The organism is Saccharothrix sp. AJ9571 (assembly GCF_021725495.1).
In the GTDB taxonomy this organism is placed as follows: Bacteria; Actinomycetota; Actinomycetes; order Mycobacteriales; family Pseudonocardiaceae; genus Amycolatopsis; species Amycolatopsis magusensis.
Genome location: NZ_CP091382.1, coordinates 2025948 through 2046796, shown reverse-complemented (window position 1 = coordinate 2046796; position 20849 = coordinate 2025948). Strand labels below are relative to the sequence as shown.

Sequence of the window (20849 nt, the reverse complement as noted above, 5' to 3'; positions counted from 1 at the left end):
CTAATTGGGCGGTTGTGACGGTGGCGACGACTCCTGCTCGGCTGACGACGTGGGCATCGGGGGCCCCTGCGGTTTCGGTATCGCCGCAGGTGGGGAGCTGGCCGGCGCGGAACGTGGCGGTACGGGAGCCGTGGCGGGGGTGCTCGGCTGGGCGCTTTCGGGCGCATCGGGCGAAGCGGATCGGCCCGGCGTGTCCGGCGCGGTGACCGACGGCCGTTCGACGCTCAACTCCGGCGCCGGCCCGGCGGGTTGAACCGGTGCGGGTGGTGGTGGTGCGGGGGAGGCGGCGCCGCCCGCGAGGAAGACCACCACGGCGGCGGCCACCGTGGTGCCGGCGCTCGCCGCGATCGCGAGCCGCTTGCGCAGCCGCCGGATCCGGGTGCCGCGCGCGACGATCGTCTCCGCGCGCAGGACCAGCGGGGGCCCCTCACCGGCGACGGTGGTGGCGAGCAGCCTGCGGACCTCTTCCTCGTCCGGGTTCATTCCTCGCCTCCTTTCGCCGTCAGGGAAAGCTCGTGGAAGTGCGGGCCGAGCCGGTCGCGCAGGGTGGCCAGACCCCGCGCGCTCTGGCTCTTCACGTTGCCGGTGGAGCAGCGCAGGGCGGCCGCGGTCTCCTCCACGCTGAGATCGTGCCAAAACCGCAGCACCAGCACCGCCCGCTGCTTGGGTGGCACGGCCGCGAGCGCGCGCAGCACCACCATGCGCTGCTCGGGTCCGCCGGGCTCGCCCGCCTGCTCCGGCGGGAGATCGGTGAGCTGCTCGCGGCGGCGCCACGGCCGCCGTCGCTCGGCGAGGAAGGTGCGGGTGACCACCTGGCGGGCGTAGGCGTCGAGGCGGTCGTGCCGCTCCAGCTTGGGCCACACCAGGTAGAGCTTGAGCAGCGCGGCCTGGGTGAGGTCTTCCGCGTGGTGCCAGTCCCCGCAGAGCAGGTAGGCGGTCGACCGCAACTGGTGTGCGCGCTCGCCGAAGAACCGGGCGAACTCGTCGTCGTACGACGAGTCCGGCCCGGTCGATCCGGTCCGGCGCTTCACCGGGTCAGCGGTTGTCGCCCGTCGGCCCGGCCGGGACGGCCGTCGGCACCGCGGGCTTCGCCGACGGGGGTGCGGGCTTGGACGAGGTGGGTTCGGGCGGCACGCTCTGCTCGGGCTTCGCGCTCGGCGGCGCGGGTGCGGTGACGGTCGGCTTCGGCGCGTCCGGCTGGGCCGGCAGGGAGGTCGGCGGCGGCGCGGGCTGAGCCGGGGGCGGGCCGGCCGGCTGGGCGGGCGCCGTGACCGGCGGCGCCACCTCGGGCGGCGTGGTGCTGGCCAGCGCGGGCACGGTGATCGCCGCACCGACGGCGAGCAGCAGGGCTCCGGCCCCGAGCACGATTCGAGTACGCAATTCGGCTCCTAGTGGATGGTGAGCCGCCGGGGTGCGGCGGCGCTTGCACAGTCAGACATGCGCCGCCGCCCTTCCCGGGTTGCATCGAATTTCTCAGCTGTTCAGCGCGGACATCTTCAGCCACTGGTCCCAGGAGTAGGTCCAGTCGTGGTAAGCGCCGTCCTTCGCGCCCAGCTGCTGCGTGCTGCCCTCGATCTCGACGGGGTCGCCGGTCATCGCGCTGTCGTAGTACTCCTTGGCGTGCTCCACCGACATGTTGAGGCAGCCGTGCGAGACGTTCTTGTTTCCCTGGTCGCCCACCGACCACGGGGCGGCGTGGGTGAACTCGCCGTTGTTCGAGATCCGCACCGCCCAGTTGACCTTGAAGTTCTCGTAGTCGTAGCGGGCGTTGTTCATGAAGTAGGTGTCGTGCTTGGTCATCACCACGTGCGTGCCGCTCTTGGTGACGCGGCCGGGATCGCTGTCCAGGCCGTAGCTGACCGGGTAGTCGGCGACCTGCTGCCCGTCGCGGATCACCTGCATGCGGTGGGTCTGGGTGTTGCCCTTGACGATCTGCGAGCGCCCGATCTTGAACGAGGCGCTGACGTTGTCCTTGCCGTACACGCCGTTGGCCAGCTTCACGCCGTACAGCTTCGCGGTGACCTTGACCTCGGTGTTCGGCTGCCAGTAGCCCTTCGGCCGCCAGTGCACCGCGGTGTCGTTCTCCAGCCAGGCCCAGGAACCCTCGGTCTTCGGGTTGGTCTCCACCGAAAGCACGCGCTCGACCGCGGCCTTGTCGGTGACCTTCTGGTCCGGGAAGGTCAGGCTGATCGGCATCGCGATGCCGTAGGTCTGGCCGTCGCCGACGTTGAGCTGGCCGTGCTGCTGGCGCTTCGGCGTCACCGTGGTGAACGCGCCGCCGACCGGCGCCTGGGAGCCGTCGGTGCCGACCGCGGTGCCGCCCCAGGTGTAGGTCTTGCCGTAGCCGAGCGGTTCGGTGGTGGTCCAGCTGCGGTTGTCCGGCGCGGGCTGGCCTGCGACCTGCTTGCCGTCCGGGTTGGTGAGCGTGACCTGTGCGAGCGTGCCGTCGGTGACGGTCACCTGGATCGGGTCCCCGGGCGAGACCTCCTTGGCCCCGGCCGCCGGCTGCACCGCGATCTTGGCCGGACCGGGCGGCGCGGCCGGTGTCCCGTCGGCCCCCGCGGCGTTGGTCCCGGTTTCGCCGGTGCAGGCGCTCAGGCCCAGCGTCGCGATGAGGGCGAGCCCGGCCAGAGCCCGCCGTCGGAAGTGGTGTGTCACTGATGTCCCCTTATCGTCCCCTGACGCCCCTCTGACGCCTGGCGGAGCCCGCACGTTGACCCCGGCGAACGTGAGGAAGGTCACTTTCTGCGGGGGTGCTCGACGCGGTAAGTGCGGGCCTCCGGAAGGCGCGATGCTTACAACGTTTCGGTGACTTGGTGCCGCTGTTCTGCCCAAGAACGGTTTGTGGGGTTCAGATTCCGTGAGATCCCGGTACGCTTCCCACAGGCCGTCGTTTTGCGTGTTCGTGGCTTCACACTCGCGGAACTTCTGACGCGAGCCATGAGCGCCAGTGCTCTTCGCTCGACTCGTTGGAACCGCCCGGGACGGCCCGGGTACTGCTCCGGCGGAGGCCCGAAGCGGATCTGTAACGAGGAGTAAGCGGTGGCGCAAGGCACTGTGAAGTGGTTCAACGCTGAAAAGGGCTTTGGCTTCATTGCCCAGGACGGCGGCGAGGGCGACGTGTTCGTGCACTACTCGGAGATCGACGGGCGCGGCTTCCGCACCCTCGAGGAGAACCAGCGAGTGGAGTTCGAGGTGGGCCAGGGCCAGAAGGGCCCGCAGGCTCAGAAGGTGCGCGTCATCTGAGATCGGCCACCTGAAGCAAGAGAAACCGGGGCCCCGGCGGAACTTCCGCCGGGGCCCCGGTCATTTCCGCTTGTGTGCCGGGAGTTCTACTGCAGCTGGCCCGAGACGGGCTGCTCCCAGCGCTGGTCGAAGGAGAACTGGTCGGTGTGCGCGTCGCTGACGCGGTTGTGGCGGGTCTGGACCTGGTCCTGCGCGGAGCCGGCCTGGGCCTCCCACGAGAGGCGCTCGAGCACCCACTCCATGGCGAGGGCCTGCGGCGAGGTCTGGCGCTCCGCGGCGATGTCTTTCAGTTGCTCGCTGGCGATGGTGTTCATCCGGATCTGGAAGACCTGGGCTTCACCGAACCGGCGGCCGCTGCCGGTGCTCTCCGGGTCGTCCGCGCCAGGGGCGAGCGCGGCGAGGTAGCTGGTCAGCTCGTGGTCGTCCACCGTCGCCTCGGCCTCGCGCGAGGGGTGGTTGCGGTGACGTCCGGGGTTGACCGCCTTGATGTTGGTCCGGCTGCTCAGGCGTCCAAGTGAGGGAAGAGGCACCTCGACAGGATAACGGTAAGGTTTCGACACCGTGTCGAGTGTGGCGCGCGACACACCGTCCGTCGCCGATTCTTTTCCGCAATAGTCCATCCGCGCTAATCCCGATCAAGAAATCCGCACCCTCTGTAATCCCCCCACCCCACCCCGAAACCACCAACTCCATTCCGCAATAAGAAACCTGCCCACCTCCCCGACCCCTGCACAACGTTCAACCCCCTCAGAAAACGATTACACACAACAATTGATCAACAGCCAAGGATTACGCCAAAGGGACACACAAGATCAGCTGGTCCAAGCCCACATGACCAGCGCCCGCCAGGGTGAGAAGCACGCACCGCGGGGGGTCCCGGGGGGCTCGGCCCCCCGAGAGATACGAGGACACGGGGAGCAGCTGTAAAGCTGCGAACAGGAATGGAGAGGCCCCCGCGCCAGGGGGAGGAACGCGGGGGCCGGAGGGGATCTCCACAGGCGCTGACCGGGGGTGTGTCAGCAAGTCGATTGTTACACGACTCGGCGGGGTTCGGCGAGTGGTAGCCGGGAAAAATCCGGCGCTCGTGTCACTTGCGGTTTGCCGGACGTTCATTGTGGGCAGTCGCCGGGTGCAAAGCTCACCTGGCCTGCGAGTGCAACGCAGAGCGAACATCCGGTCATGGGAGGTTCACTCTGCGGGGGGCTGTGGGGGACGAGGTCCGGTCGCTAGCCTCGCGCCAAGCTTTCGCCAAACTCTTGAGGAGGAGCAGCCAATGAGCGGGTCTCTCGAAGTGCGACAGTTCCTCCTTCGCTACGAAGGCGACGCGGGGAACGCTTCGGCGAATGGTGGAGTGCCGACCCAGCGGTCGGGCAACGCGGACTCGCCGCGCATCTCCGACGACCAGGTCCGTCGGGCCAGGCTCGCGGTGGCGCAGGGCGCGACCGGGGTCGACGACTGTGCGGAGCTGCTGGAGATGCTGGGCCTCACGCCCGACGAAGAAGGCCGATTGCCGGTTCAGCGGTGATCGCGGTGGCCGGGCCGTGAGGCAGTAGTGGGGCCCAGGTGCACACCCCCTGGTGGTGCACCTGGGCGTTGTTTCGGAACGTAGTGCCGGGCCGTGAGCTTGGCAATCGATTTCTCATGCCGGTTTCACCGGAGGTGGATCGATAACGCCGTTATGTCCGGTTCAGGAACGCGGCCAGCTCTTCGGCCAGTTCCTCGGGTGCCTCTTCGGCCATGTGGTGGCCGGAGTCGATCTCGGCGCCGGTGAGCGGGCCGGTGGTCCAGTCGCGCCAGATGGCGAGCATGTCGCCGTAGAGGTCGGTCATGTCGTCGTGGGCGGCCCAGAGCACGTGGGTCGGGCACTGGATGCGGCGGCCGGCGGCGCGGTCGGCGTCGTCGTGGGCGCGGTCGATGCCGAGGCCGGCGCGGTAGTCCTCGAGCATGCAGAAGATCGTCGCCGGGTCGTGGATGGCGCGGCGGAAGTCCGTGAAGTTCTCCTCACCCATCCGTTCGGGTGTGTTCCGCGTGCCGACGTTGTACCAGGCGTCCGGGTCCGCGTTGATCGCCCGCTCTGGCTTGTCCGGCTGGGCGAAGAAGAACCAGTGGAACCAGTCGTGGGCGAACTTGGCGTCGCAGCGGGCGAGGGCCTCCCCGATCGGCACGGCGTCCATCACCGCCAGCGCGAGGACGCGCTCCGGGTGGTCGAGCGCCAGCCGGGTGGCCACGTACGCGCCGCGATCGTGCCCCACGACGGCGAACTCCTCGTGCCCCAGCCGCCGCATCAGCTCGACGCAGTCCCTGGCCATCACCCGCTTGCTGAAGGGCTCGTGATCCTCCGTGGTCGGCGGCTTGCTCGATTGGCCGTACCCGCGGGTGTCCGGGCACACCACCGTGAACCCGCGCGCCAGCAGCGGCGCGACCCGGTGCCACGTGGTGTGGGTGCGCGGGTGCCCGTGCAGTAGCAGCACAGGCGGCCCCTCGCCGCTGGTCTCGACCCGGAGCTTCACTTCACCGACATCCACCCAGTTGCTCACCGGGTCGAGCCTAGTGGGGGAAACCGCAGCTCGCAGGCTTGCGCGGGGCTTAAGGGATACCCCTTTGAAGGGGGGTTGGGGCGTGCCCTATGCTTATGTTCGCTCCCAGGGACGACCTGAGAGCGCGGTCGGGTCGGTTAACCGAAACCGACCGGGCTCCCATCGTCCAGCGGCCTAGGACTCCGCCCTTTCAAGGCGGCAACGCGGGTTCGAATCCCGTTGGGAGTACGCAGTACAGTAGTAGATGCAAGGCCCTGTGGCGCAGTTGGTTAGCGCGTCGCCCTGTCACGGCGAAGGTCGCGGGTTCGAGTCCCGTCAGGGTCGCAAGATCGTTCGGCTCTTGGCCGGCGTTCCCGGCCAGGTAGCTCAGTTGGTACGAGCGTCCGCCTGAAAAGCGGAAGGTCGCCGGTTCGACCCCGGCCCTGGCCACCGCTCGCAGAACCGCCTTGACTCAGGTCAAGGCGGTTTTTTCATGCTCGGGGTTGCTGGGGCTAGATTGCCGCCCTTGACCCCTGCTGGTTGCTCATTGTTCGGCGACAGTGGATGCCGGGAGTCCGGGGTTGAAGCGCCGTAGCATCTACCCGCGTGGCCGAGGAACCCGACGGGCAAGAGCTGACGCGTTGGAAAATCCACGGCGAGCGGCTTGTCGACGACACACGTCGCGACCGTGTGAGCATCGCCTCGGTCGAACTGCCCGACGGCGTGAAGTTCGAGCAATGGGTGTTCCGCATCCGCCCCGCCGCGATGATGGCCGTTCTCGACGAACAAGACCGAGTGCTCATGCTGTGGCGGCACCGCTTCATCATCGACCGGTGGGTGTGGGAGTTGCCCGGCGGCTACGTCAACCCGGACGAAGATCCTGCGGTGACGGCGGCGCGTGAGGTCGAGGAAGAGACCGGCTGGCGTCCGCTCGACGTCGAGCCGCTCGGCTCGCTGCAACCCATCGTCGGCAGTGCGGACGCCGAGAACCTGCTGTACGTGGCTCGACGGTCCGAGTACATCGATGAGCCCGAGGACATCAACGAAGCCGAGCAGGTGGCCTGGATTCCACTCGACACGGTCCGGGACCGCATCACCAAGGGCGAAATTGTCGGTGCCGCCTCGCAGGTCGCGCTACTTCACGTCCTCGCGTTCTACCGCTGAGCACTCGTACCGGAGTGGGCACGCCGACGTCGGCCGGCGATCGCGATCGCTCCACCCGTGGTGCGGAGCTGGTACGCCAAGGCGCTCGCCGGGATGGCGGCAACGTGACGGTGCAGCCCGTGACCTGTGGAACGCTTGCCTGAAAGTGGAAGGTGGCCGGGATGGCTCAGCGGATGGGAACGACGACGATCTGATCGGCGTCTTCGTAAACTATTCGGCCCGGTGGGTGGGGGGCGACCAGTTTGGTGCAGCGGATCCCGTGGGCTTCGAGGATTTGTAGGTAGCCCTCGGCGCGGCTGATCAGGGGTGTGGCCGAGTCTTTGAACCAGGCGGTCGCGCCTGGGTTGATCGTGGGGTCGTAGACGGTCGCATCGACGGTGGTCGGGTTGGTGTGGTGTGCCTCGTACCAGGTGTGGGTGGTGCGGCGGAAGTCTTCTTCCTCGGCCGTGAGCCGGCCTGCTTTGCTCAGGTTGTTGATCAGACCGAGGAAGCCTGGGTGCCGGCCGTCGGGGGTGGGGTCGGTGCTCTGAAACCTGACGTAGGCCATGCGCCAGTCCTAGCAAGGGTCGCACTTGGGGTGACTGGGCGTGGGCCGTTCGGGTTGGGGTGGGGGGTGCGGCTGGGTGAAATGTGGGGGTGCGCCGTGGTGGTTGGGGGTGCCGGGGCTCAACATCGGTACGTCCGGGGTAGGACGAGGCCGGTGGGAGTGCTGTGATGACCGCTCGGTACCGCGTGGAGGAGGATGCGCTCGGCAGGGTGGAGATCCCGTTCCAGGCGTACTACGGCGTGCAGACCGAGCGCGCGCGGCGCAACTTCGGGGTGTCCGGCCAGACGCTCGGCGCGCAGCCGGGGCTGGTGGGGGCGATCGCCGAGGTGAAGAAGGCCGCGGCGCTGGCCAATCTGGACGCCGGGGTGTTGCGCGAGCCGGTGGCCGAGGCGATCTGCCAGGCCGCCGACGAGGTGGTCGCCGGATTGCTGGGGCCCGACGAGTTCCCGGTCGACGTGCTCAGCGCCGGCGGGGGCGTCTCCCCGAACATGAACGTCAACGAGGTGCTCGCCAACCGGGCCAACGAGCTGCTCTCCGGGCGCCGCGGCTACGAGTTCGTGCACCCCGCCAACCACGTCAACGCCGGGCAGTCCACATCGGACGCGATGGCCACGGCGGTCAACATCGCCCTGCACCGCGACATCGTGCGGCTCAAGGAGTCCGTCACCTACCTCGCCGGGGTGCTGGAGCAGAAGATCGAGGAGTACCGCGACACCGTCAAGCTCTCCCGCACCTGCCTCCACGACGCCGTGCCGGTCACCTTCGGCCAGGCCTTCAGCGCCTACCTCGCCGTGGCCCGGCGCGGCGCGGACCGGCTCACGGACGCCGCCGAGCACTGCCTCGAGGTGCCGATGGGCGGCACGGCGGTCGGCACCGGGCTCGGCGTCGGCGCGCGGTACCTGGAGCGGATCTACCCCCGCCTGCGCGAAACCACCGGTCTGGACCTGCGCAGGCACAACAACTTCTTCGACGCCTTCCAGAACGGCGACGTCTTCCAGTACGTCTCCACCGTCTTCAAAGCCCTCGCCTGCGGGCTGATGAAGGTCGCCCGCGACCTGCGGATACTGGCCAGCGGCACGGAGATCCGGCTGCCCGCGGTCCAGGCGGGCTCGGCCTTCACCCCCGGCAACGTCAGCCCGGTGATGGCCGACCTCGTGGTGCAGGTCGGCTTCCAGGTCTGCGGCAACGACACCGTGGTCACCATGGCCGTCGAGGGCGCCGAGCTCGACTTCAACGCCTGGACCGCCGTCATCGCCAAGAACCTCTTCGAATCGGCGCACCTGCTGACCAACGCCATGCCGCTGTTCGCCGACAAGTGCCTCCGCGGCCTGGAGATCGACACCGAGGCCAACCGCCGCCACGCGGAGGAGGCGCTCGGATTGTCCACTGTGGTCGGTGGTGTCTTCGGCCAGGACGCCGGTATCCGGGCCGCGCAGCACGCGGCCGACCACGGCGTGTCGGTCAAGGAAGCGGTGGTGCAACTCGGGATCGCCCCGCGCGCGACGGCGGAGCGCTTGCTCGACCCGATGGTCCTCACCGACTCCGTGCGCAGCGCCAGCCTGCTCGACCAGATGGTCGCCGACGAGCGGTCCGCGACCAGGGCGCTGGTCCACGGCCTGGCCACCGAAGCCCGCCAGGCCATCTTCCACGCCGCCCGCCTGGTCGCCCGAGCGGACGAAGACGTGTCCCGCCAAGAGGAGCAAGCGCTGAAGGTGGTGGCCGAGGCGCTGGGGCTCAACGGGATCCCGGTGCCCGACACCGAGAACCTGCTCCCGGTCGCCGTCGAGACGCTGTCCGGGGCAGATCGTGAATTGGTCTACGCCTCCGCGGCTTGGCTCGCCGGAGCCGATTCGGTGACCGAGGCGCGGGAGTCCGCGTTGCTGGGGCAGCTCAGCGAGGTGCTGGAGCTGGAGCCACCCGTCGTCCAGGCGATCCAGGCCAAAGTGGACCTCCTGCGCGACCAGCGCCGCCGTTACCTGCCCCGATCCGAGCAGTTGCCGTGGTGGGAGGAGTTCGGGGAACTCCTCCGGCGCCTGCTCGAACTGGGCTGAGACGCGAAACGGCCCCCGTCCGCGAGCGAACGGGGGCCGGATCACGCGTGCGTCCTACTTGTGGTCGACCGCGCCCGTGCTCGGCTTCCAGGTGATGAAGCCGCCCTGGTAGTTCTGCCTGCGCCAGGTCGGCTGACCCGCGGGGGTGTACTCACTGCTGGTCGGGTAACCGAGGTAGCTCTTCTCCCAGCCCAGCGACGCCCACTTGTCCTTTATCTGGCAGCACATCGACTGCGCGCCGTAAGCGGGCGTCCAGTAGATCGAGCCGTTGTTGGCGAAGTGGTTGTACCGCCCGATGCCGTCCGGTGTGCTCCACTCGTCGGTCACCGGGTAGCCGAGGAAGCCCCCGGCACCACCGTCGAAGACCCACCGGTCGCGGATCTGCGACATGATCGACCACGCCCCGCTGCCCGGCGAGTTGTAGTGCCAGTAGATCGAGGCGTAGTTGCTGAAGTTGTTGTAGCGCCCGCCGTTCGGGCCCACCAGCTCGTCGGTGATCGGCATGCCGAGCACCCCGGTCGCGCCGCCCATCGCCAGCCACTTCGACCGGATCTGGGAGTAGACCGCCGCGGTGCCGTTGCCCGGCGTGGTCGGCAGCCAGTAGATCGACGCGTTGTTGGTGAAGTCGACGAACTGCCCGCCGCCGGTCGGCGTGGCCACCTGGTCGGTCAGCGGGTAGCCGAGGATGCCGTTCTCCCAGCCCATCCAGCCCCACTTGTCCCGGATCGGCCCGCCGATGCTGTGCGCGCCGGTGCCCGGGGTGTAGTAGATCGACCAGTTGCCGGTGAAGGCGTTGTAGCGGCCGACCCCGTCCGGGGTAGCCGTCTCGTCGTTCGTCGGCGCGCCGAGCACCTGGTGCCCGCCGAGCGCGAGGTACTTGGTCAGGATGGTGCCGTAGATGGCCACCGCGCTGGTCTGCGGCGAGGAGTACAGGCGACCCCGCTCGTAGGCCCGGTACCGGGTACCGCTGTCGTTGACCTCGGCCGCGACCGGGTTGCCGAGCAGCGTCCGGACGGCCGCGTCGGAGTTGTACCGGCTGTCGATCGGCGTCTGGTAGGTCACGTTCACCACGGTGTCCGCGGCGGGCATGGTGAAGGCCCGCGACAGGTTCGTCGAACCGTCGTCCCACTTGGAGAAGGAGGCGACGCCGTCGGTGGCCTTGGCCCCGGCGATCAGGTTCGGCGTGGCGCCCTCGGTCACCATCGCGACGTTCCCGTTGCTCTCCCCGGAGATGACCAGTGAGGCCGGGAAGTTGCTCTTCAGCGTCAGCTTGAACTCGTTCGGCCGGGCCACGTAGACCTTGCTGGTCGAGACGCCCTGGGAGTCGGTCACCTTGGCGGTGAACTCGATGCGGGAGTCCGTGTGGTCGGTGAACGGCATGGAGAACGAGCCACCGCTACCCGTGATGTTGGGGTGCACGTGGCAGGTGGTCTCTTCGGCGCAGTGCACGATCTCCGTGGACCAGGCGATCGTCAGCGGGCCGTCTTCGTTGTCGGTGGCCGTGCCGGTCAGGTTGATCTGCTCGCCCACCCGGAACTTCTTGCCGTCGGCCGGGGTGGTCAGCGTGAGCACCGGCGAGTGGTTCGACGGCGCCACGGTCAGCGTGGTGCTGTTCGTGCCGTTGGACTTGTCCTTGACCGTCAGCGTCGCGGTGAACTTCGCCGGGCTGGCCGGGTAGGTGTGCGACACCGTGGCACCGGTGCCGGTGGTGCCGTCCCCGAAGTTCCAGGTGTAGGTCAGGTCCGTGGCCGGGCCGTCGAAGTCCATCGACTTGGTGCCGTCGAAGGTGACCGTGCGGGTGGCCGGGTCCGTGGTGCTGGTGGCCTTCGCGACCGGCGGGATGTTGCCGGTGACGTAGACCACGCGGCGCACGTTGCCCGAGGCGATGTCGGCGTAGACCACGTCGCCGTTGGGCGCCGCGGCGAACTCCACCGGGCCGCCGAGGCCGGTGCCGAACGGCGCGTTGGCCACCGGGGCCTGCACCAGCTGGCCCTGGGCGTTGTACTTCAGCGTCCAGATGCGCTGGCTGACGTAGTCGCCGAAGAAGAACTGGCCCTTGTACTGGGCCGGGTAGCTGTCACCGGTGTAGGTGAAGCCGGCCACCACGGAGTTGCCCTGGCCCGGCGCCATGCCGTGCTGGTAGGTCCACAGTGGCGGGTTGTTGGTCACGCCGTTGCACTGCGGCTGCGTGCTGTAGGCCGGGGTGGGGCCGTTGCCCTCGAAGCAGGGCCACGAGTAGTTGCCCCCGGGGACCACGTAGTTGAGCTCTTCCCAGGTGCCCCAGCCGACGTCGCCGACCACCGGCAGGCCGCTGGTCTTGTCCAGCGAGAGCCGGAACGGGTTGCGGAAGCCCTTGGCGAAGACCTTGCTCTTCACCGAGTTCGGGCTGCCCGCGTCGTAGAAGGGGTTGTCCGGCACGCCCGCGCCGGCGGCGTTGATCCGCAGGATCTTGCCGTAGACCGAGTTCACGTCCTGCGAGCGGAAGGCCTCGACGTGCCAGGTGTCGGTGTCGGCGTTGTCCCCCACCGAGACCCACAGGTTGCCGGAGTTGTCGGCGACCATGCCCGACGCGCTGTGCAGTTCGATGGTGCCGGGGACGTCGAGCAGGACCTGCTCGTTGGCCAGCCCGGTCGGCTCGGCGCCGCCGGTGACCGTCCACCGGGAGATCCGGCTGATGAACCCGCCGCCGGTGGGGGCGTTGATGGTCCTGGCCAGGTAGATCTGCTTCGAGGTGGCGTAGTCGGGCGCGATCTCCAGCCCGGTCAGCCCGATGTCGTTGTTGATCCGGACCGGCAGCGTGATCAGCGTCTTCGGCCCGTTCGGCCCGATCCACTGCACCGCGCCGGTCTTGCCGGTGGCGATGATGGTGTCGTCGGGCAGGTACCCGAAGTCGGTCAGGTTCCAGGCCCCCAGGCCGGTCCCGGTGTCCTGCAGAGCGAACCCGGCGGGCAGCGCCAGCGGCTCACCCGGGTTCGGTGGTTGTGCGACGGCTACCTGCGCCCCCGGCACGGCGACGGCCAGGCCCGTCGCGAGCAACGCCGAGCAGGCGAACCCGAGCGCAGCCCTCCCCAGCTGGGAAATTCTCATGTGGCCCCCTTCAGAGCTTCGAACACTTCTCGCTCGAAAGGGTGATTTCGTTGCAGGTATCGGGGCAGGTTATCGAATTGTGACGAGATTGTCGGCTAGCCGGAAAACGAATCGCCCGAATCGGGGGGATTCGCCAACTCCGTCCCGAGGCCGACAAAATCCGCCATGAGTGCGGTGGTATGGGCGAAGAACGCGTCCGAGGGGTCCACGCTGCCGACGTACTGCCCGTTGAGCTCGAAGCTGATCAGGCCGAACAGCTGGGTCCAGGTGATCAGCAGCCGGGTGACCAGGTCCGGGTTGAGGTCCTCGCCGAGCGCGGGCAGCAGGCTCGCGGCCTGCTCGTGGAGTTCGGCGGGCAGCGGGTGCCCGCTCGGCGGCGGGTCGACCGGGGCGCTGCGGATGACGTGCACCAGCGCCATGGCGACGCGGGCCGCCGGCATCACGGTGTCCTGCGGGGCGCGGTAGCCGGGGATCGGCGAGCCGTAGATGAGGGCGTACTCGTGCGGATGGGTGCGTGCCCAGGCGCGGGTGGCCGTCCAAATGTCCACCCAGCGCTGCCGGGGCGGGAGGCGGTGGTCGTCGGCGGCCTCGGCGGCGGCGCCGATCGCGTCGTACGCGTCGATGATCAGCGCGGTGAGCAGGTGGTCGCGACTGGGGAAGTAGCGGTAGAGCGCCGACGAGACCATCCCGAGCTCGCGGGCGACCGCCCGGAGGGACAGTCCGATCCCCCCGGAATCCCCGAGCTGCCTGCGTGCCTCCTCCTTGATTTCGCTGGTGAGTTCGGCCCTGGCCCGGTCACGGGCGGTACGCGTTGCCGGCATGACGGTCACCCTACCGTCACCAGAGAGCGTCGAACAAATTAGAGAGCACCGCTCTTGACTCGAGCCGGGCCCACGTGTTCACTGATCACACACGAGAGCAGTGCTCTCGTAACCTGGAGGAGGACCCGATGACCACCGCCGCCCGCTACCAGCAGCCCGGCAAGCCCACCCTGTTCTTCAACGCCGTCGTCACCAAGCTGACCCAGCTCGGCCTGAGCGTCTGGGGCAGCCGTGAGCTGTCGGTGCGCGGCCGCAAGTCCGGTGAGTGGCGCAGTGTCCCGGTCAACGTCCTGACCTTCGAGGGCGAGCGCTACCTCGTCGCCCCGCGCGGCCTGACGCAGTGGGTCCGCAACATCCGCGTGTCCGGCGAAGGGCGCCTGCGGATCGGCAGGCGACTCGAGGAATTCCGCGCCATCGAACTGTCCGACGAAGAAAAGCCGGAATTGCTGCGGGCCTATTTGAAGCGCTGGAAATTCGAGGTCGGCGTATTCTTCGACGGGGTCGGCCCGGATTCGACCGACGCTGAACTCCTGGCCATCGCTCCTGGTTATCCGGTCTTCCGGGTGGGGTAGCTCGATCGGATGACCGGCCTTTCCCGGCGGCGTCCCGCTGTTTAAGCTGAGCCGCCGAAGGTGGCGGGAGAGCGCTGATGAACGGCAGAAGATGGCGTCGCTGGGTGATTTTCGCCGTGCTGGCCGCGGTGGCGTGCCTGCTGACCGCGTGCACCGGGGTGGCGCACGCCGAGGTCCAGGTCATCGGTGGCTACGTCTGGTTCGACACCGATCGCAACGGCCTGCAGGACCAGGGCGAACCGCCGGCCGAGGGCGTGCGGGCCACCCTGGTCGGCGAGGCGGGCGTCGCGGTCGGGACCACGCGCACCGGTGAGGACGGCCGGTACCTGTTCGGCGGCCTGCCCGGCGGCGGCTACCAGGTCTGCTTCGACGTCATCGACGACTACGGACTCACCAGGGCGAACGCCGGCAACGACGCGCTCGACTCGGACGCCGACCCGGAGACCGGGTGCACGCCGACCGGTTCGGCCGGCCTCAACCTGGACGCCGGGCTGATGGCCCCTGGCAACGAACTCGGCGACCACGTCTGGCTCGACCAGGACGCCAACGGCCTGCAGGACGGTGGCGAGCCCGCGGTCGAAGGCGTCGAGGCCGCGCTGTACGAAGGCGACGGTTCGCCGATCGGCCTCGCGGTGACCACCGGTCCGGACGGCCGCTACACCTTCGGCAACCTGCCCGACGGCTCATATCTGGTGTGCTTCGGCCTCGCCGGCCGCGAGGCCACCGAGCCCGGCGCGGGTGACGGCGCGCTCGACTCCGACGCCGATCCCGCCACCGGGTGCACCGAGCCGGTGACCGTCGGACCGGGCAACCGGCGGGACTTCACGCTCGATCTGGGTCTGCTCGAGCCGTCCGGTACGCCACCAGTTTCGCCCTGAGTTCGTCCGGCGGCGCCTGCTTCGTCAGCGTCTCCCCGTTCACGAACACGTAGCGGTTCGTGCCGGTGGCCACCGTCTCGCCGCCGCGGGAGAGGTCGAACTCCAGCACCATCGAGGTGGTGCCGAGGTGGCTGATGCGCACGGTCACCACGACTTCGTCGTCGAACCGCAGCGCACGCAGGTAACGCACGTTCGATTCGGCCACCACGAAGTCGACGCCGTAGTCGGCCAGCCCGGTCGGCTTGCCGAGCACCGCGCCGAGGAACTCGAAGCTCGCCATGTCGAAGTAGGCCAGGTAGTTCGCGTTGAACACCACGCCCTGCGGATCGCATTCGTGGTACCGCACGCGCAGCGGCAGCCGGACCGGTCCCATGATCCCCACCCTAACCGAGCCGTCGAGCACGCAGCCAGACGTTGAGCCAGCCGATGGACCGCAGGTGCACCGAGCGCACCGGTACCGGAATGGCGTTGGCGAGGCGGAGGATCCGGCAGAATCGGTCGAACCGCGCCTGCTGCTCGTCCGTCCACTTGAGACCGAGGCGGGCGCGCAACGCGGGTGGCAGCGTGCCGCCGATCATGAAGAGCTGGAACCGGTGCTGTGCCCGGCGCATCCGTGTCCACAGTGGATCAGGCAGCCGCTGCCACGGGTTCGGCACCTCGGCGATGGTCGCCAGCAGCGTGTCGATCGCCGGGTTCTGGCCGAAGCTGTCGACCATCTCGGCGTAGTACCGTTCGAACGCGGGCCAGTCCGGCGGCAGGTCGCGCTCGCGCAAGCCGAGGATCCGGCCGATGTCGCACATCTGCGCGTAGTACTCTGCCAGCTCCGAAGGCGGGATCTCGCGGCCGAAGAACCGTTGCGCGTCAACGGGAAGCATCACCAGCGTCGAGTGCACCCAGGCGTAGGCAGCGGGGTTCAGCGCGCTGTAGCGCCGCCCGCTGAAGTCCACGCCGGTGAACGACCGGTGCAGCTCACGCAGTCGCTTCGCCTCGTACAGCGCCCCGCGCCGCCCGCCGTACACGCAGATCGACAACGAGCCCGCTGTCCGCATGAGCCGCGTCCACGGGTCTTCGCGGTACTCCGAGTGGTCCTGCACGCCCGCGCCCACCACCGGGTGCGCCACCTGGAGCAACAGCACCTGCCCGGCGAGCAGCGACCCGCGGAAGTCGCCGAAGTACTTCCACGCGGCGGTCCCGCGCAACACCGGAGGCGCGTGCACGAGCGGGATCATGAACCCAGCCTAGGCGCCGGAACCGTGGATCAACATGGTCAGCGCGGTGGACGCGGACGGCGCTTCCCCGGTGGCCAGGCGCCGCAACTGGAGTCCGGCGATCAGCGACACCACCGGACCGGCCAGCCGCCGCGGCTCGGGCACGCCGAGCGCGGCGAGGATGGTCGTGGCCAGTTCGTCGTACGCCGCGAAGCACCGCTGCGTGGCGTCCCGCAGTCCCGGGTCGCGGCCCGCCTGCAGGTACAGCTCCAGCGGCGCGATGTCGTCGGTGGTGAAGGTCATCCCCGCCAGCACCTGCTCGACCGCCACCGCCGCCTGCTCGACCGAAATGCCGTCGGTGCGCTGGGTTTCGGCGAGTTCGGTGAGCTTCTTGGTCTCCTCTTCGGCGAAGAGCAGCATGGCCTGGCGCAGCAGTTCGGTCTGGCTCGGGAAGTGGTAGGTCAGCGAGCCGAGCGACACCCCGGCCTCGGCGACGATCCGGCGGTTGGTCAGCCCGGCGACGCCCTGCTCCCCGATCACCCGCAGCGCGGCACGCAGGATCGCCTCACGCGCGCTCATCCCGGCGGACGCCGATCCTGCCAGCGCTCCACCGATTCGAGTTGCGCCGCCACCGAGATCAGCAGTTCCTCCGATTCGCCGGGACCGAGCAGCTGGGCACCGACCGGCAGTCCGCTCGCGGTCAGCCCGGCGGGCACGTTCACGCCCGGCCAGCCCAGCACGTTCCACGGCCACGCGTACGGGCAGGCCGCGATCATCGCCTGGTCGGTGGCCCAGGGGGAGAGGCCGTCGAAGCTGCCGATCCGCGGTGGCGGGGTGGCCGTCGTCGGCGTCAGCAGCACGTCGACCTTGCGGAACACCGCGCCGATCTGCAGGCGCAGCAACGGTTCCGTGGCCTTCGCCAGCCGCAGCGCCGGACCGGCCAGCACACCGCCGTGGCGCGCGTTGGACTTGGTGCGCGGGTCGAGCAACGCGTCGTCCGGTACCCGGCGGCACCAGTCGCGCACGCCGGTGAGCGAGCGCGGCAGGAAGTTGAGGCCCACCATGCCGTAGTTCGGCTCGATCTCGACGATCTCGTGGCCCAGCCCGGCCAGCGACTCCGCCAGCCGCTCGACCGCCCGGCGCACCTCGGGATCGAGCCGGGTGCGGGTGGCGGTGAAGGCGATCCGGGTGGACAGGCCGATCCGCAGCCTGCCGGGGTCGCGGTCCGCCGCCGCGCGGAACATGCGCGTGGTGCCGGTCGCCGCGTCGAGCAGGGCGGCCGCGTCGGCGACCGTCCTGGCCAGCGGGCCGAGCACGGTCAGCCCGTGGAACAGCTCGGGGTCGGGTGCGGTCGGCACGCGGCCGCGGTGGGGCTTGATGCCGACCAGGTTCGTCCACGCCGACGGGATGCGGATCGAGCCGGCGCCGTCCGAGCCGAGCGCGCCGGGCACCAGACCGGCGGCCACCGCGGCGGCCGACCCGCCGGACGAGCCGCCCGGCGTGTGGTCCAGCTGCCACGGGTTGCGCGTGGCGCCGAACTCCGGGCCTTCGGTGAACGGCCATTGGCCCAGTTCCGGGGTGTTCGTCTTGCCGACGATCACCGCGCCGGCGTCGCGGAGGTTGCGCACCACGGCGGAATCGGCGCGGGCGGGCGGGAAGTCGCCGCAGCAGCCGAACGCGGTGGGCAGGCCGGTGATGTCGACGTCGTCCTTGATCGCCAGCGGCACCCCGAGCAAAGGGGCGCGCTTGCCCGCGGCGAGCAGTTCGTCGGCGCGGGCCGCGTCCGCCAGCGCGTCCTCCGGGCGCAGGCGCCGGAACGCGTTGAGCTTCGGCTGGGCCGTTTCGATGCGCGCGAGCGCGGCCTCGGTCAGCTGGACCGAGCTCACCTCGCCGTCGGCCAGGCGACCGGCCAGCTCGAGAAGACCGGGGAACGTGACGGTGCCGGTCATCGCGACCTCCTGCTCGTTCGTTCGAACGAACGATACCAGCGCTCTGGCATGCTGGCAGCCATGAAGCTCGATCGGTTCCCCCGCGTCCGCCTCGGCACCTGGCCGACCCCGCTGGAGGAGGCACCCCGGCTGAGCGAGGCGCTCGGCACCACCGTGCTGCTCAAACGCGACGACGTGAACGGGCTCGGTGTCGGGGGGAACAAGCTGCGCAAGCTGGAGTTCCTGCTCGGACGGGCGCTTGCCGACGGCGCCGACACGGTGATCACCTTCGGCGCGCTGCAGACCAACCACGGGCGCCAGACCGCCGCCGCGTGCGCGAAGCTCGGGCTGCGCTGCGAACTGGTGCTGACCGCGAAGGTGCCGCGTGACGGGGAAGCCTACGAGCGTTCGGGCAACATCATCCTCGACCACCTCTTCGGCGCGAACGTCCACCGCTGCGCCGACGAGGAGGAAACCGGGGCGACCTACGACCGGCTCGTCGCGGAGGCGGCGGCCGAGGGCCGGAAGGTGGCGACGCTGCCGGTCGGCGGCTCGGACGCGGTCGGCCTGCTGGGATACGTCGCGGCCGCCGCGGAGATCCGCGAACAGCTCGACGGACGGCCCGCGCGAATCCTGGTGCCGCAGGGCAGCGGCGGTACCGCGGCCGGGCTGGCGCTGGGCTGGGCCGGTCGGCTGGACATCGCCTGCGTTGGCCACTCCGCGGCGGAGTCCGAGGAAACCCTGAGCACGCTGGTCGACGCCGGCGCACGGCACCTCGGCATCGATCCGCCCGCGCTCGACCACGTGCGGATCACCGACCGCACCCTCGGCCCCGGCTACGGCGTGCCGACCGACGAGGTGTGGGAGGCGCTGCGTCTGTTCGGCCGGACCGAAGGCGTGGTGCTGGATCCGGTCTACACCGGAAAAGCCGCGGCGGCGCTGCTCGCCGAACCGCGGCCGGAAGAAGGTCCCGTGGTGTTCTGGCACACCGGTGGACTACCCGGTGTTTTCGGCTACGGCCCGGAAGCCCTCACCGCGGTCAGTTGAGCGTTTTCGCCGAGCGGGAAGCGGCGAGCGTCAGCGCGCCGAGCAAGGCGAAACCGGTGCCGAAGGTGATCCGCTGGGCGAAACCGACGGGCACCAGCGCGTTGATCCATTCCAGCGGCGGGATGTCCCTGGTGATGTAGCTGAGGCCGAACAGGAACAGCCCGCCGGCGTAGACCACGCAGATCCGGTTGAGCAGAATCCGGGAGTGGTCGAGTTCGACGCGTTCCCGCAGGGACATGCCGATACCGGGAAGGCACAGGAACGCGATCAGGCTCGCGTATTGGTGCACCACGCCCGAGGCGACGTCGCCGCCGGAATCCAGGGTGGCCGGGAAGAAGGCGGCGAGGGTGAGCCCGAGCGCGGTGGCGCCGAACAGGATGTGCGTGGTGAGGCCCAGTCGCATCCCGGCGGCGCGCAGGGCACCGAGCACGGCGACCGCGCCGACCGCGAGCGAAAGCAGTGAGGCTTCCAGCATTCCGCTCCCGCGCTCCGAATGCGCGTAACTGCTCAGCGTGTCCGTCACCGGATTCCGGCCGCTGACGCTGTGCAGAATGATCAGGGTGAACAACGCCCACCCGATCGCCGCGCCCGCGATGACCACCCAGCGCCGCGTTCTGGCGGCGGTGATCGCGTCGGTCGCGGCGATTTTTCTCGCCCCTGGATTCCCCATGCCGGAATGGTCCCGCTTCCCGGCGCCGGTGAGATCCGGGTAAAGCCCTGATATCCCCCGAAATCGATCAGTGACTCAGCGGAACTCGAGCACCACGAGAGCTTGGTCGTCGTGGCGTTTCGGACGCGGCCAGCGGACGCCGTGCGGGTCAGCCTCTTCGGCCTCTCGGACGGCTTTGAGCACCGCGTGCGGGCCGTGTTCACGCACCAGCGAACGCACCTGTGGCCAGTCGAACAGGTGGTAGTCGTCCACGCCGGTGGACACGCCGTCGGTGGCCATCAGCACGGTGTCCACCACCGCCAGCGGCCAGCTCGCGGTGACCGCCCGGCCCGCGGCGGCGGGATCGGCTTCGGCGACCCAGAACCCGCCCTCGGCGTTGCGGCGCAACCGGACGTCCCGGCCGGTCTGGAGTTCGCCGTTGCCGCGCAGGGAAGCGATCCGGTCGTCGGCGAGCAACTGCGGGCCGCTCCTGGCGAACACCACGATGGGGCTGTCCGCGAGCACGAGGCCGTCGAGCCGGTCGGCGGTCCAGCGCACCATGGCCACCGTGCTCGACGGGGAAGCGCCGGGGCGCAGCCCGTTTTCCTCGGCCACCGACGCGATCGACGCGGCGAGCACGGCGGCGAGATCGGCTTCGGGCGCGGCGCGCAGGCCGTCCGCGAGCCGGGCCGACAGCAGCCCGGCGTACCAGCCGCCGCTGGGCAGTTCGGGGCTCGGCGCGGTGGCACCGTCCAGCAGGACGACGGCGTTGTCCAGCACCACCACGTAGTCCTCGGTCGGGCGCGGAACCCCGTCCACCCCGACGCCGTCCTGTTCGGCGACCTCGATCGTGGGCATGCGCCCGACCCTAGCCTGTCGTCAACGAAAGTTGACAGACCGGCGATGTCAACCTACATTGACACCATGACGGAAGCGACGGATCTGGCCGAGCGGGCGGGCGACCGCGATCCCCGGGTGGGATTGCGGGCCGTCGCCGCGCTCCGCCGATTGCTGGAACAACTCGAAGCGGTGCAGGTGCGCAGTGCGCGGGTGCACGGCTGGTCGTGGCAGGAGATCGCCGGCGAACTGGGCGTGACCCGCCAGGCCGTGCACAAGAAGTACGGGAGGAGCTGAC

At 69.5% G+C, this 20849-nt stretch carries 23 protein-coding genes and 3 tRNA genes; 11 read left to right on the top strand and 15 right to left on the bottom strand.

Annotation, left to right across the window (positions count from 1 at the left end; genetic code table 11):
- The 4 genes from L3Q67_RS08795 to L3Q67_RS08780 all read right to left on the bottom strand — a co-directional run bounded on the left by L3Q67_RS08795 (position 1) and on the right by L3Q67_RS08780 (position 2658).
- Complete coding sequence (locus L3Q67_RS08795) at positions 1–483, bottom strand: hypothetical protein (protein ID WP_499189046.1); 483 nt, start codon at positions 481–483, stop codon at positions 1–3.
- Positions 480–1031 carry a SigE family RNA polymerase sigma factor gene (locus tag L3Q67_RS08790; protein WP_499189045.1) on the bottom strand — a complete coding sequence of 184 codons (552 nt, stop codon included), beginning with the start codon at positions 1029–1031 and terminating at the stop codon, positions 480–482. Before L3Q67_RS08790 ends, L3Q67_RS08795 begins: the two co-directional genes overlap by 4 nt.
- A gap of 4 nt (positions 1032–1035) precedes the next feature.
- Entirely contained in the window at positions 1036–1380 is a 345-nt protein-coding gene (locus L3Q67_RS08785) for a hypothetical protein (protein WP_499189044.1), read from the bottom strand.
- 93 nt (positions 1381–1473) lie between these two features.
- Entirely contained in the window at positions 1474–2658 is a 1185-nt protein-coding gene (locus L3Q67_RS08780; RefSeq protein WP_499189043.1) for a L,D-transpeptidase, read from the bottom strand.
- 384 nt (positions 2659–3042) lie between these two features.
- Between L3Q67_RS08780 and L3Q67_RS08775 the strand changes: the two genes are divergently transcribed.
- On the top strand, positions 3043–3246 hold the full coding sequence (locus L3Q67_RS08775; RefSeq protein WP_027941311.1) for a cold-shock protein: 204 nt from the start codon (positions 3043–3045) through the stop codon (positions 3244–3246).
- 86 nt (positions 3247–3332) lie between these two features.
- Here the strand turns inward: L3Q67_RS08775 and L3Q67_RS08770 are convergent, their stop codons facing one another.
- Complete coding sequence (locus tag L3Q67_RS08770; protein WP_499189042.1) at positions 3333–3776, bottom strand: hypothetical protein; 444 nt, start codon at positions 3774–3776, stop codon at positions 3333–3335.
- A gap of 743 nt (positions 3777–4519) precedes the next feature.
- Here L3Q67_RS08770 and L3Q67_RS08765 point away from each other — a divergent pair.
- Entirely contained in the window at positions 4520–4771 is a 252-nt protein-coding gene (locus tag L3Q67_RS08765) for a hypothetical protein (RefSeq protein WP_499189041.1), read from the top strand.
- Positions 4772–4922: 151 nt separating this feature from the next.
- Here the strand turns inward: L3Q67_RS08765 and L3Q67_RS08760 are convergent, their stop codons facing one another.
- The gene (locus L3Q67_RS08760; RefSeq protein ID WP_499189040.1) at positions 4923–5783 is read right to left on the bottom strand and encodes an alpha/beta hydrolase; all 861 of its coding nucleotides are present in this window, start codon (positions 5781–5783) and stop codon (positions 4923–4925) included.
- Positions 5784–5938: 155 nt separating this feature from the next.
- On the opposite strand from L3Q67_RS08760, the gene L3Q67_RS08755 reads away from it, so the two are divergent.
- The 4 genes from L3Q67_RS08755 (at position 5939) to L3Q67_RS08740 (ending at position 6926) form a co-directional block, all read left to right on the top strand.
- Positions 5939–6011, top strand: a tRNA-Glu gene (locus tag L3Q67_RS08755).
- Positions 6012–6033: 22 nt separating this feature from the next.
- Positions 6034–6107: transfer RNA gene (locus L3Q67_RS08750), tRNA-Asp, on the top strand.
- A gap of 31 nt (positions 6108–6138) precedes the next feature.
- Positions 6139–6212, top strand: a tRNA-Phe gene (locus L3Q67_RS08745).
- Between the two features lie 156 nt (positions 6213–6368).
- A complete protein-coding gene (locus L3Q67_RS08740) occupies positions 6369–6926 on the top strand; it encodes an NUDIX hydrolase (protein WP_499189039.1) in 558 nt (185 codons plus the stop codon).
- Between the two features lie 166 nt (positions 6927–7092).
- Here L3Q67_RS08740 and L3Q67_RS08735 read toward each other — a convergent pair whose 3' ends face one another.
- Entirely contained in the window at positions 7093–7473 is a 381-nt protein-coding gene (locus L3Q67_RS08735; protein WP_499189038.1) for a hypothetical protein, read from the bottom strand.
- Positions 7474–7640: 167 nt separating this feature from the next.
- On the opposite strand from L3Q67_RS08735, the gene L3Q67_RS08730 reads away from it, so the two are divergent.
- On the top strand, positions 7641–9524 hold the full coding sequence (locus tag L3Q67_RS08730; protein WP_499189037.1) for a lyase family protein: 1884 nt from the start codon (positions 7641–7643) through the stop codon (positions 9522–9524).
- 54 nt (positions 9525–9578) lie between these two features.
- Here the strand turns inward: L3Q67_RS08730 and L3Q67_RS08725 are convergent, their stop codons facing one another.
- Together L3Q67_RS08725 and L3Q67_RS08720 are read right to left on the bottom strand one after the other, a co-directional pair.
- The gene (locus tag L3Q67_RS08725; protein ID WP_499189036.1) at positions 9579–12611 is read right to left on the bottom strand and encodes a PQQ-dependent sugar dehydrogenase; all 3033 of its coding nucleotides are present in this window, start codon (positions 12609–12611) and stop codon (positions 9579–9581) included.
- A gap of 95 nt (positions 12612–12706) precedes the next feature.
- Positions 12707–13432, bottom strand: coding sequence for a TetR/AcrR family transcriptional regulator (locus tag L3Q67_RS08720; RefSeq protein ID WP_499189035.1), 726 nt, complete (start codon positions 13430–13432; stop codon positions 12707–12709).
- A gap of 128 nt (positions 13433–13560) precedes the next feature.
- Between L3Q67_RS08720 and L3Q67_RS08715 the strand changes: the two genes are divergently transcribed.
- Positions 13561–14004, top strand: a complete 444-nt coding sequence (locus L3Q67_RS08715) for a PNPOx family protein (RefSeq protein ID WP_499189034.1) — start codon at positions 13561–13563, stop codon at positions 14002–14004.
- A 77-nt stretch (positions 14005–14081) separates the two neighbouring features.
- Positions 14082–14882, top strand: a complete 801-nt coding sequence (locus L3Q67_RS08710; RefSeq protein WP_499189033.1) for an SdrD B-like domain-containing protein — start codon at positions 14082–14084, stop codon at positions 14880–14882.
- On the opposite strand, the gene L3Q67_RS08705 is transcribed toward L3Q67_RS08710, so the two are convergent.
- The 4 genes from L3Q67_RS08705 to L3Q67_RS08690 are packed head-to-tail and all read right to left on the bottom strand — an operon-like array spanning position 14827 to position 18039.
- Positions 14827–15255, bottom strand: a complete 429-nt coding sequence (locus L3Q67_RS08705) for an acyl-CoA thioesterase (RefSeq protein ID WP_499189032.1) — start codon at positions 15253–15255, stop codon at positions 14827–14829. The genes L3Q67_RS08710 and L3Q67_RS08705 overlap by 56 nt on opposite strands.
- A 10-nt stretch (positions 15256–15265) precedes the next feature.
- A complete protein-coding gene (locus L3Q67_RS08700) occupies positions 15266–16111 on the bottom strand; it encodes an oxygenase MpaB family protein (RefSeq protein ID WP_499189031.1) in 846 nt (281 codons plus the stop codon).
- A 9-nt stretch (positions 16112–16120) separates the two neighbouring features.
- Positions 16121–16669, bottom strand: a complete 549-nt coding sequence (locus L3Q67_RS08695; RefSeq protein ID WP_499189030.1) for a TetR/AcrR family transcriptional regulator — start codon at positions 16667–16669, stop codon at positions 16121–16123.
- On the bottom strand, positions 16666–18039 hold the full coding sequence (locus L3Q67_RS08690; protein WP_499189029.1) for an amidase: 1374 nt from the start codon (positions 18037–18039) through the stop codon (positions 16666–16668). The genes L3Q67_RS08695 and L3Q67_RS08690 overlap by 4 nt, the downstream gene beginning before the upstream one ends.
- Before the next feature lie 60 nt (positions 18040–18099).
- On the opposite strand from L3Q67_RS08690, the gene L3Q67_RS08685 reads away from it, so the two are divergent.
- Positions 18100–19065: a D-cysteine desulfhydrase family protein gene (locus tag L3Q67_RS08685; protein WP_499189028.1), complete on the top strand. Its 966-nt coding sequence runs from the start codon at positions 18100–18102 to the stop codon at positions 19063–19065.
- On the opposite strand, the gene L3Q67_RS08680 is transcribed toward L3Q67_RS08685, so the two are convergent.
- A complete protein-coding gene (locus L3Q67_RS08680) occupies positions 19058–19735 on the bottom strand; it encodes a DUF998 domain-containing protein (protein ID WP_499189027.1) in 678 nt (225 codons plus the stop codon). The two genes, L3Q67_RS08685 and L3Q67_RS08680, sit on opposite strands and share 8 nt — an antisense overlap.
- 75 nt (positions 19736–19810) lie before the next feature.
- Complete coding sequence (locus L3Q67_RS08675; RefSeq protein WP_499189026.1) at positions 19811–20572, bottom strand: hypothetical protein; 762 nt, start codon at positions 20570–20572, stop codon at positions 19811–19813.
- Between the two features lie 66 nt (positions 20573–20638).
- Between L3Q67_RS08675 and L3Q67_RS08670 the strand changes: the two genes are divergently transcribed.
- A complete protein-coding gene (locus L3Q67_RS08670) occupies positions 20639–20848 on the top strand; it encodes an RNA polymerase sigma factor sigma-70 region 4 domain-containing protein (protein ID WP_113695664.1) in 210 nt (69 codons plus the stop codon).
- Position 20849 lies beyond the last annotated feature (1 nt).

Bases quoted from the DNA above. Each gene is read 5' to 3' on its own strand.
- L3Q67_RS08795 (WP_499189046.1), bottom strand. From the start codon at position 483: ATGAACCCGGACGAGGAAGAGGTCCGCAGGCTGCTCGCCACCACCGTC.
- L3Q67_RS08765 (WP_499189041.1), top strand. From the start codon at position 4,520: ATGAGCGGGTCTCTCGAAGTGCGACAGTTCCTCCTTCGCTACGAAGGC.
- L3Q67_RS08735 (WP_499189038.1), bottom strand. From the start codon at position 7,473: ATGGCCTACGTCAGGTTTCAGAGCACCGACCCCACCCCCGACGGCCGG.
- L3Q67_RS08730 (WP_499189037.1), top strand. From the start codon at position 7,641: ATGACCGCTCGGTACCGCGTGGAGGAGGATGCGCTCGGCAGGGTGGAG.
- L3Q67_RS08725 (WP_499189036.1), bottom strand. From the start codon at position 12,611: ATGAGAATTTCCCAGCTGGGGAGGGCTGCGCTCGGGTTCGCCTGCTCG.
- L3Q67_RS08720 (WP_499189035.1), bottom strand. From the start codon at position 13,432: ATGCCGGCAACGCGTACCGCCCGTGACCGGGCCAGGGCCGAACTCACC.
- L3Q67_RS08715 (WP_499189034.1), top strand. From the start codon at position 13,561: ATGACCACCGCCGCCCGCTACCAGCAGCCCGGCAAGCCCACCCTGTTC.
- L3Q67_RS08710 (WP_499189033.1), top strand. From the start codon at position 14,082: ATGAACGGCAGAAGATGGCGTCGCTGGGTGATTTTCGCCGTGCTGGCC.
- L3Q67_RS08705 (WP_499189032.1), bottom strand. From the start codon at position 15,255: ATGGGACCGGTCCGGCTGCCGCTGCGCGTGCGGTACCACGAATGCGAT.
- L3Q67_RS08700 (WP_499189031.1), bottom strand. From the start codon at position 16,111: ATGATCCCGCTCGTGCACGCGCCTCCGGTGTTGCGCGGGACCGCCGCG.
- L3Q67_RS08695 (WP_499189030.1), bottom strand. From the start codon at position 16,669: ATGAGCGCGCGTGAGGCGATCCTGCGTGCCGCGCTGCGGGTGATCGGG.
- L3Q67_RS08690 (WP_499189029.1), bottom strand. From the start codon at position 18,039: ATGACCGGCACCGTCACGTTCCCCGGTCTTCTCGAGCTGGCCGGTCGC.
- L3Q67_RS08685 (WP_499189028.1), top strand. From the start codon at position 18,100: ATGAAGCTCGATCGGTTCCCCCGCGTCCGCCTCGGCACCTGGCCGACC.
- L3Q67_RS08680 (WP_499189027.1), bottom strand. From the start codon at position 19,735: ATGGGGAATCCAGGGGCGAGAAAAATCGCCGCGACCGACGCGATCACC.
- L3Q67_RS08675 (WP_499189026.1), bottom strand. From the start codon at position 20,572: ATGCCCACGATCGAGGTCGCCGAACAGGACGGCGTCGGGGTGGACGGG.
- L3Q67_RS08670 (WP_113695664.1), top strand. From the start codon at position 20,639: ATGACGGAAGCGACGGATCTGGCCGAGCGGGCGGGCGACCGCGATCCC.